11 protein-coding genes are annotated in these 9,990 nt (G+C 28.9%); 7 read left to right on the top strand and 4 right to left on the bottom strand.

The genetic code is table 11. From position 1 onward, the window contains the following. The first annotated feature begins 913 nt into the window (after positions 1 to 913). The 3 genes from KPL37_RS18200 to KPL37_RS18190 all read left to right on the top strand — a co-directional run bounded on the left by KPL37_RS18200 (position 914) and on the right by KPL37_RS18190 (position 3,436). Positions 914 to 1,471, top strand: coding sequence for a DUF262 domain-containing protein (locus KPL37_RS18200; RefSeq protein ID WP_216151498.1), 558 nt, complete (start codon positions 914 to 916; stop codon positions 1,469 to 1,471). Continuing rightward, positions 1,465 to 2,994, top strand: coding sequence for a DUF262 and DUF1524 domain-containing protein (locus KPL37_RS18195; RefSeq protein ID WP_216151497.1), 1,530 nt, complete (start codon positions 1,465 to 1,467; stop codon positions 2,992 to 2,994). The genes KPL37_RS18200 and KPL37_RS18195 overlap by 7 nt, the downstream gene beginning before the upstream one ends. A gap of 67 nt (positions 2,995 to 3,061) precedes the next feature. Next, complete coding sequence (locus KPL37_RS18190) at positions 3,062 to 3,436, top strand: hypothetical protein (RefSeq protein ID WP_216151496.1); 375 nt, start codon at positions 3,062 to 3,064, stop codon at positions 3,434 to 3,436. Between the two features lie 78 nt (positions 3,437 to 3,514). Here the strand turns inward: KPL37_RS18190 and KPL37_RS18185 are convergent, their stop codons facing one another. Continuing rightward, positions 3,515 to 5,101 carry a hypothetical protein gene (locus tag KPL37_RS18185; protein WP_216151495.1) on the bottom strand — a complete coding sequence of 529 codons (1,587 nt, stop codon included), beginning with the start codon at positions 5,099 to 5,101 and terminating at the stop codon, positions 3,515 to 3,517. A 91-nt stretch (positions 5,102 to 5,192) separates the two neighbouring features. Between KPL37_RS18185 and KPL37_RS18180 the strand changes: the two genes are divergently transcribed. From KPL37_RS18180 to KPL37_RS20345, 3 genes are all read left to right on the top strand, one after another. After that, the gene (locus KPL37_RS18180) at positions 5,193 to 5,948 is read left to right on the top strand and encodes an AAA domain-containing protein (RefSeq protein ID WP_246578367.1); all 756 of its coding nucleotides are present in this window, start codon (positions 5,193 to 5,195) and stop codon (positions 5,946 to 5,948) included. A gap of 104 nt (positions 5,949 to 6,052) precedes the next feature. Continuing rightward, on the top strand, positions 6,053 to 6,205 hold the full coding sequence (locus KPL37_RS18175) for a hypothetical protein (RefSeq protein WP_216151494.1): 153 nt from the start codon (positions 6,053 to 6,055) through the stop codon (positions 6,203 to 6,205). Then, positions 6,205 to 7,218 (top strand): NERD domain-containing protein, encoded by a 1,014-nt coding sequence (locus KPL37_RS20345; RefSeq protein WP_343216305.1) that lies wholly within the window; start codon positions 6,205 to 6,207, stop codon positions 7,216 to 7,218. The genes KPL37_RS18175 and KPL37_RS20345 overlap by 1 nt, the downstream gene beginning before the upstream one ends. A gap of 76 nt (positions 7,219 to 7,294) precedes the next feature. Here the strand turns inward: KPL37_RS20345 and KPL37_RS18165 are convergent, their stop codons facing one another. Together KPL37_RS18165 and KPL37_RS18160 are read right to left on the bottom strand one after the other, a co-directional pair. After that, positions 7,295 to 7,819, bottom strand: a complete 525-nt coding sequence (locus KPL37_RS18165; RefSeq protein ID WP_216151492.1) for a hypothetical protein — start codon at positions 7,817 to 7,819, stop codon at positions 7,295 to 7,297. Positions 7,820 to 7,832: 13 nt separating this feature from the next. Continuing rightward, positions 7,833 to 8,723, bottom strand: a complete 891-nt coding sequence (locus KPL37_RS18160) for a ParA family protein (RefSeq protein ID WP_216151491.1) — start codon at positions 8,721 to 8,723, stop codon at positions 7,833 to 7,835. A 216-nt stretch (positions 8,724 to 8,939) separates the two neighbouring features. Between KPL37_RS18160 and KPL37_RS18155 the strand changes: the two genes are divergently transcribed. Next, entirely contained in the window at positions 8,940 to 9,569 is a 630-nt protein-coding gene (locus tag KPL37_RS18155; RefSeq protein ID WP_216151490.1) for an EcsC family protein, read from the top strand. Between the two features lie 236 nt (positions 9,570 to 9,805). Here the strand turns inward: KPL37_RS18155 and KPL37_RS18150 are convergent. After that, positions 9,806 to 9,990 (bottom strand): hypothetical protein (locus tag KPL37_RS18150; protein ID WP_216151489.1); only part of this gene is annotated, 185 nt, incomplete at its 5' end.

Raw genomic sequence — 9,990 nt, 5'->3', positions numbered from 1 at the left:
AATATGTATCTTTGAATCCAATAAAAGAAGAAGAACTTCTTATTATAGAAGAGTCATCGTCATAAAAATGTTAGAAATAGAAATTGCGACAACTATGTTGACAAACTCCGGTATAGTAATTATCTCATACCAACAGTTTGCATCGTATCAATAAGTATAAAAAATATTTTTAAAACGTATCTAAAGCATGCTGACTATTCTATACGCAAAGTATATGGTTAAAGTATCAAATATATATGGAATCATTCGATTGATACCATGATTTTATCCTAAAATTAGTATCAGCAGGTACAAATTTGTTGTAGCTATGATGAATAATCAGCATATCTTCTACATAACGTTAAGCAGTGTCCTACAGTATTTTTGCTAACCCATTAGCTAATAATAGATTTCTTGCGTTATTTTCTCCTTTAGTAAAATCTATATTTTATAGAACTCATTATTTTCATTCTAGAAATATAATCTCTAATCGAACTTTTACATAGTTTTTTACTCTCAGTGAGATATTTTATAAAATCATCCATAATTTACACCTTGTCTCAATTATATTAAATTAATAGTATACTTTTTATAACTTTCTAGCAAATCTCCGGGTGTCTATTTAATCTGAAATTTTCTATATTACACATAGATTTTTATTACGAAACCATAGAATTTGCTAACTATCTTCATTTCATGGAAAAGTTCATGTTTAATAATTATATTGTTGAGTTCATTTTATTATTTGCACTGGGGTAAGGTATGGCTCTCAGTTATCTCTTGCATTAAATCAGTTACTTTAACTTATATTTATATAATTATTAGTTAGTATAAAAGAAATTTATACACTACATAGATTACAGTAGATAAAAAATGGTAAAATAAAGGTATCATAAATGACATAAATCACATTTGCAATTGGAGGAATAATTTAATGAAAGCAGGAGAAACAACTTTAATAAAATTAATGCAAGGTGCAGTTCAATTTGTAGTACCTATATACCAACGTACGTATAGTTGGTCTTTTAAACAATGTAATCAGTTATGGAAAGATATTGTTCAAATTACATTAAAGCAAGATGATAGCGTGCATTTTATTGGCTCAGTGGTATACATTGATTTAGGAACACCTCATGGTAAACCACAACAACTACTGCTTATAGATGGCCAACAAAGATTAACAACTATATCACTACTTTTGTGTGCCTTATCAAGGTATGTTGAAGATAATAAACTTGAAGATAAAATCAACCCCAATAAGATAAGAAATTACTTTCTAATCAATAGTGAAGAAAGTGGCATGGATAAATATAAGCTGATATTAACTGAGCAAGATAAGGATACCTTTATTCACATACTCAATAAAACTGAAAAAAATGTTTTTAATCCATCAGTACAGATACTGAAGAATTTCAAACATTTTTCAGAGATTATACAAAACAGCGAGGTATCAATAGAAAATATTTATGAGGGATTAACAGACTTATGTTAGTATCTGTAGCACTAGATAAATCGCAAGATAATCCTCAGCTTATATTTGAAAGCATGAATTCTACTGGAAAAGATTTATCTCAGGCAGATTTAATTAGAAATTATATTCTTATGGGACAACCTACTTCGGAGCAAGATAAACTATATAGCACATACTGGCGTCCAATGGAACAGGGATTTGGACAACAAGGATATGCAGACTATTTTGATTTGTTTATTCGTGATTTTTTAACTATTCATAATAAAGGAAAAATTTGCAAGATAAATGAAGTGTATGAAGCTTTTAAAATTTATCATAAAAGTGGTGTAACTAATGAGCAATTATTAGTAGATGTATTCACTTTTTCAAAATACTATATTTCAATGTACTTTTGTAAAGATACAGATAAGGACCTTAATCGGTTATGGGAAGAGTTAAAGGAATTAGATGTAAATGTAAGTTTCCCATTTCTAATGAGAGTATATTATGATTATGATATTAATAAAATTTCAAAGGCTGATTTTATTACAATCATTAAGCTTACCACCAGTTACATTGTTAGACGTGTTATTTGTGAAATACCAACCAATTCACTTAATAAAACATTTGCTACATTCTATGGCAAGATAAAACAAGACAACTATATAACAAGTGTGTTAGCTGAGTATGCAGTAAAAGATTCCTATAGAGCTTTCCCTACAAATGATGAATTTAAGGAGAAGCTTATAGTAAAATCAATATATAATTTAAGAATTAAAAACTATATATTAGAAGCCTTAGAAAATCAAAATCATAAAGAACCAATAAATATAACAAGGGATGGTTATACAATAGAACATATAATGCCTCAAAATCCAGAGCTTAAAAAAGAGTGGCAAGATATGTTAGGAGTTAATTGGAAAGAAGTACAAAAAAACTATCTGCACACATTAGGAAATCTAACCTTAACAGGATATAATAGCGAATTAAGTGATAGCCCATTTAACATAAAGCAAGACATAAAAGGTGGTTTTAAAGACAGCCATTTGAGATTAAACGATGCCTTAGGTAGTTTGTCAAAATGGGATGAAACAGAGATAGTAAACCGAGTAAAGATACTAGCAAATCAAGCAGTTACTATTTGGGAATATCCTAAGGTATCAAAAGTAGATATAGAGGAGTATACGAAAAAGGACAAAGTTGATATAATTTATTCATCTACAGATCATTATCAATCAATGTTACCAGAAATAGCAGCGATTTATGAAAAACTAGATAGAAAGATATTAAGTTTAGATGTTGCAATAAAAAAAGAGTACAAAAAAGACTATGTTGCATATAAAGTGGATACTAATTTCACAGATATCGAGCATTATAAACAACATTTAAAGCTTTGGGTTAATATGCCGTTTGATAGTGTTGATGATCCTAAGGAATTATGTAAAGATGTTACTAATATTGGACACACGGGTAATGGAGGAGCAGAAATCAAAATTGTGACTACAACAGATCTTGATGCGGTTATGGAGATTATTAAACAGTCACTAAGGCTACAAATTGAATAGGTTTTGGTGAGGGTCTTCAAAAGCGATAAAAAAATTTTATGCTATAATTAAAGGAGAAAGATAAATTATGTTCATGACTTATGAGGTGAAAATTAATGATATTAGTGAGGCAAACATTGAGGCCTTAAAACTAGCAAAAGATGTTTTAACAGAAAAGGTGGAATTAACACCATATGTTGTTGCTGAGTTCACAGCTCTATCTGGGTTTAATGATTTAGAAGTTTTTATTCGCACGTCAGAGAGTGAAAAAAATCCGTTTAATAACGGAGTTGAATATGAAGAGGATATTTATTATTATCTATATGAAACTAGTGAGATAATTAGAGTTACTTATGAAGAATTTGATCGTTTGATGAAAGTATTTATTGAGATTGAAATAGATAGAGGGATATATATTAGCAAAAGTGAAAAAGAAGAATATAGAGTATTAATAAAAGCCTAGAATATTGTTGTGACTATTAAAGAAAAGTGGGTGCAGCTCAAAATGATTCTTTAATCATTTTGAGTTGCACCCTTGTTATTATCTTTCATTTATAAATTCATACATCTCATTTATTATTAAATTAACATTTGTTTTTTTAGTAATAAAACATAGTTTAGTGCTGTTTTTATTCATACTTGTTGTTAGTCTATAATAATATGCGTGACTAATATGGCTTACATCAACAAATACACTAGAATAATTATCTAAGAATGATAAATCAGTGCTAAGCTTATCAATATCCAGGAACCTTGCTTTGGGTAGTAACTCCTTAAGTTTAGCAACTAAGGATATTTGACCACTGATAAAAACAAGCTTTTCTTGAGTAAGGTCATTTAGCATGTCTTCAAGTTCTAAGGTGTGTATATGCGGCTCTTCAGTATGATCTAGCTTAAATAGCATTTCTCTTAAACTTTGAAGTTCTTTATCATTGCTTTGTGCCGTTTTAAGCTCGTTGTTTATTCTGTTAAGTTGGATATCATGCTCTTTAGCTACTTTTCTTAGTTCGCCATTTACTTGTTTTAATCTGCAAATTTCCTCTGTTAATAGATTTTCCTTCTTTTCTAAAGAGTGTTCACGTCTTCCAATCTCTTCTCTCTGTGTTTTAAGTGATAAAAATAAATCCTCTTTAGATTTGTTCAAGTATAAGTCTCTAACTTTTCGATACTCTTTTATTAATATTGAAAAAAATAGACATGATGTTATATAAAGGTTCATCTCGCTATCTGGGATGTTAGATGTACTTTGGTTATCTATACAATTTTTTACTATGTAGTCAATCTCAACTTCTGAAAATTCGGCAACATCAAGAAAAAAAGGATGAAATTGATTAGCACATAAAAGTCGTTCATAAGCGCTGATGTATTTACTAATACCTTGTTTGGCAAGTTGTTTTCTCCTATAATTAACAGCAACATAGTCGGATGCATCTAAATCTTTATTAAATCCTAATTTAGATGCTTCATTCTGCCTGATTTCACCGAAAACTCTATTTAATTTAATATCTTTTCTATTTAATAAAAACGTACTTCTTATTTTAGTAACTTGCTCTGAAGTTACTGATTTACTTATAGAATATTTAATATCCTGATATATAGTTTGATTAATAAAGTCAAGATAGCTTTGAGTCATTACGTCGTTAAGTGGATCATTTGTATCCCAATCTTTTTCGGGACCGTTTGTATGTAGGTATACTAATATTGAAGTAATGTTTTGAATTTCTAACATTGGAGGGTTAGGGCTAGTTTTATAATAAAGGTTTAAAACTTCATGTATTGAAAGTAATTCATGACTGTTATAATATCTAAAGACTAAATTGTAACCTTTTTTAATTAGACTATAAATAACACTAGTATCATTATTAATGCAAGAATATTCAATAATACCAATTATCTTTTGAACATATTCCTCTTGTAATGCATTTAAAGATTTATAGCATTTTAGTTTAGATAAAGAACTAGATTTGTATAGTTCATAATATAATATCCTATTATTTTTATAAATTTTATCAATATCATTATAAATAAACTCTTTACTCCCTAATGCCAAAGCTAAATAGCTGTTTGTAAAGTCGTCAGAATCAGTATCTAAAACATTATTAAATATTTCATTATTATCTTTTTTCATTGGTGACCTCCATATGTTAATTTACTTAGGTCTAGTATAGCATTTCTGAACAAAATAATAAGTATATTAATACTTAAGGTTAATTCATATATTGAATGTAATTAAAACTGATAATATTGAAGTGGATACAGTACATAAATATCAAGGTAGAGAAAAAGATACTATCATTTTGACTACTGTTGCAAATCAAATAAATGATTTTATAGATGATCCTAATCTTATAAATGTTGAAGTATCAAGGGCAGAGAATAAATTAATTCTTATAGTTTCTGATAGTGATATAGCAAGTGATAATACCAATATAGGTGACTTAATAAAATATATACAATATAATAATTTTGAAATTATTAATAGCAATATATCTTCAGTATTTGATTTGCTTTATAGCAATTATTCTAAAAAGTTATTAGAAATATTAAATAAGAACAAGAAAGTTTCTGAATTTGCATCAGAAAATCTAATGAATATGGTAATTGAAAAAGTATTATGTCAGGAAAAGTTTGAGTTCCTTGATGTAGTATTACATCAACCACTTAAAATGTTAATTAAAGATACATCTAAGCTAACAGAGATAGAGCATAAATTTGTTGAAAATATTTTAACTCATACTGATTTTATTATCTTTAATAAGCTAGATAAAATGCCAGTGCTAGTTGTGGAAGTTGATGGTTATGCTTTTCATGCCAATAATAAAGTACAATTAGAACGCGATAAAATGAAGGATGAGATACTAAACAAATATAATATACCAATTTTGAGGGTAAGCACAAATGAAAGTGGTGAAGAGCTAAAATTAAGTAACAAGCTTTGTGAGGTATTAAAACTTAATTATGAAAACATAATCTAATTATTAGGGGCTTACTTATAATGGGCTTATTAACAAATGGTTAATATTTTGGAAAAAATATGTTATGATGTTGATGTATTACTTAAGAGATCGGGGGTAAGAGTATGTCATTTCTAGAGAATGCAATCTCTGCAATTATTAAAGGTAAGAAAACGGTGACTAAGCCTATATTTATTAAAGAATTTACTCAGGATAACGAACAACTGAAAGGCTTAATTGAACTTTCAAATAATGTAGTTTCAGGTAAAAAAGATTAATAGATAAAGATATCATATTATTAAAGTATGGCATAGCTGGAGAAGGAAATGTTAGTTATGAGCTTCAAAATTCATTTATTCCAATGTTGTGTCTCCATGATATTAGATTACAATCTGAGGACTATATAGCTCAGCTAGATTTTGTCCTAATAACTTATAAGTTTATCTATGTCTTGGAAACTAAAAAACTAAATGGGGATATAGAGATTAATTCTGATGGAGATTTTATAAGAACTATAAAAAGTTATGCTGGAAAAACCATTAAGAAAGAAGGCATGTATAGTCCTATTACACAAAATGAAAGGCATGTAAAAATATTAAAGGATATATTAATTAGAGAAAAGATAATCAAAACTATACCAATAAAGTCTGCGGTTATTATTGCCAATCCTAAAACAATAATGAAGAAAACGAAATGTCCTAAGATAATTCAAAATCTTATATATAAATATGATCAGTTAACAACTTTATTAAACACGGAATTAAGCTCTGCAAAAAATGATCCGGAAATGAGAGAAAAGCAAATGTATGAGATAGCTGATTATCTTGTGCAAAACAATAAACCTATTAAATTTGATAATAAAGCTAAGTATTCATTAACAGAGGATGATTATGATCTAAGTGTAAAGGTGACTACTAAGGAAAGAGTTCTTATCCAAACACTCGAGGAGGTAAAAACTGATGACACCGTGAAAATGATAGTTAAGGAAATACAATTTAAAGAAAAGGACATTATTAAGGAAGAAGCAATACCTGAGGTAGTAGTTGAAGCTATAGATGTTTATAATATTTTAAAAGCGTATAGATTAAAAACATCAAGGGATGAGGGAATAAAACCATATATGGTTTTTAGTAATGCTGAGATGGAAACACTTATTAAAGCTAATCCCAAATCAAAGAGCGAATTACATATGGTTAAAGGGTTCGGAGATAAGAAAGTTGAAAAATATGGAGAAGAGATACTCGAAATTATAAAGAATGCAGCGATTGGAATGAGCGCAAAAAGAGCGTAAGATATTATTTGAAATAAAACTGATTATAGTAATAGGGTTAGAACAGTCCACATCATATGGAACTGTTCTAACCCTATTATTTTTGGTTATTTGTATCTCTAAAGACCTGTCCTAGCTTTGAAAGGTTAGTAGATCTTTCAATTATATAGTCTACAATCAAGGCCACATCTCTTTTTCTATAGATTATGCCACTCAGGTCGGGAGTATATGTTTTAGCAATTTTTATTAAATCATTTATTGGAAGGGCTAATAGTTTTTCTTTTAAGGCAACTTTGCCTATATCTCTAAAGGTAGTAACTGGATTTAATAAGAGGATTTTACTTTCGCTAGAAATATTATTATAACCATCAAATTTGATTGATATATTAATGTTTAGGTTTAAGTGATCGTATTTATTTTGTAAATATTCAACTGTTGATACCAATTGTTTTATGTAATTCATTTTAGTTTTGTGGGTAGAAGTGACAGTAGGTTTAGAGTTAGTGACTTCTTTTAGAACCTGTGAAGCATATTTTTTTGTGAACCCTTTTCCGATTATGTCATCTATTCCATAACCTTCATTATGAAGTTGAAGAATTTGAGATTTTTTAGTAATTGCCATATAAAATCATCCTTTACTCATTAGTCCTATTTATAAATTCAGCAGCAAGATTTTTATAGTCAATATAATTGGTACTATACTTCTGCTTAATTGTATTAGGCTTCATTTCGAAATCAGCTATTCTGCACGAACTATCCCTTTGATATATTATTGAAGTAAAAAGTGTAGGAACATAACTTAAATCACTCTTTGACAAATGCTGCCCATTTTGCAAAGTTTCTAAGGTTGTTTTATGCAGACCACTGTTTTTTATCATTTTATTAACAATTAATCCTAACTCTAATAAGTTGTAAGAAGATTTTAGCCTTTTAATTTTTCTTTTTGAAAACTCTATTTTATTTAACATTTGAGGTATGCCATAGGTAGATAAAATATCAGGAATTACAGGAATTACATAGTAATCACTTATATAGATCCCATTTAATGTAATGAAGCCTAAATTTGGTGGGCAATCGATTAAAACATAATCGTAGGTATTTATTAGTTCTTTTGTTAGATGATTGGAAAGTATTGGGATTGAATTACTGTTTGTTTCATGATTTACATCAAGTTCTGATATCCTATCGCTTAAATCTATTAAATCTAGACTTGAGGGCAATAAATGTAGATTTGCATTTCCACCAGCAATATTTGAAGTTTTCATTATTATTGAGGTCTGTATATTAAAAGCTTTAGTTTTATTAAATTCGTCAAAGAACATCTGATGAATAGTTCTATTATTTTTATTCGCTTTTTTCCATACATCCTGGTTGATTAATAATATTGTGGCATTAGTTTGTGGATCTAAATCTACAACTAATACCTTTTTCTTAAATTCATAAGTAAGAAATTCAGCTAGTGCAACAGTTGTTGTAGTTTTACCTACACCACCTTTTAAATTGATAAAACTTATAACTTTTCCCATGGCATCTCCAATTTAATTAATATAGAATATGTATATTCATTTAGGTAGGAAATTATATCATTAATTATTAGTGAACAGAAATTATCAACTGTGTTGCTAACTAATTAAAGATATTATATAAAAGGACGATACAAAAGAAGGCTATATTTTAACAAAAGTTAAAAGCAAGTTTAAGATGAATTGTAAAAGATTTGACAACGAGTAGGGGGATGTAAAATGAGTGAATTAGTAAAAAGCAATAAAATGATGAATGTATTGGATTGGGCCTATGATAAGGCATTAAATGGATTACCAGGAACATCATCAGCAGAGGAGTTAGGAGATTCATATTTAGATAAAAACGGTGGTGATGCAGTAAAGGCATGTGATAGTCTAATAAGTTGGCAAGTAGGAAAGTGCGCAACATCAGGGTTTATAACAGGATTAGGGGGAATAATAACCTTGCCAATTGCAGTGCCAGCTAACGTATCTAGTGTAATATATGTTCAAATGAGGATGATAGCATCAGTAGCTTACATAGGTGGATATAATATAAATGACGATACAGTAAAGACCTTAGTATATATGTGTTTAACAGGTAATGCCGCTGTAGAGATTGGAAAAGATTTTGGGATAAAAATAGGTGCTAAACTGTCACAATCAGCTATAAAAAAAATATCATTTGAGACAATAAAGAAAATTAATCAAGCAGTAGGGTTTAGACTTATAACAAAGGCTGGACAAAGTGGGTTAGTAAACTTAAGCAAAGCAATTCCTTTCATTGGAGGTATTATAGGTGGTGGAGTTGATTTAGCTTCAACTAGAGTTATAGGAAAAATATCCAAGGAAGTTTTTTTAAGCAATTAAAAACAAAAGGTTGGGAAGAAGTCCTAGGGATGTAATAGAGAGGGGATTTAATATTTTAAGGAATAATAACCAGAGATACTATAGAGGTAGTGATAAATTAACGTAAAAGTGAGTTAAAATAAACTCAGAAAAGTTTTTTTACATAATAAATAAATGTTAATCTAATTTAAATTGATATTTAAATTGATATTTAAATTAGGAAGGGGGGGTATTAATAAAAGGTACGCCTTCTTTATTTATGTTGAGAAATGGTGGATGTATATTGTGAATGTAAAAGAAAGGTAAACTACATAAATGTATATTTCTGCAGTTTTTTGTACGTCCAGCATGTTAGCTGAGCCGATAGGCTGAAAGAAGCCTATGTCGCCTAACCAACGGGAAGACAACCTGAGAGCAAGGGATTTACTGGCAACGGTAGGGT

This window comes from Clostridium frigoris (assembly GCF_018861865.1).
Taxonomy (GTDB): domain Bacteria; phylum Bacillota; class Clostridia; order Clostridiales; family Clostridiaceae; genus Clostridium_AD; species Clostridium_AD frigoris.
Note: the sequence above shows the minus strand (reverse complement) of the source record. Positions and strands in the feature narration are given on the sequence as shown.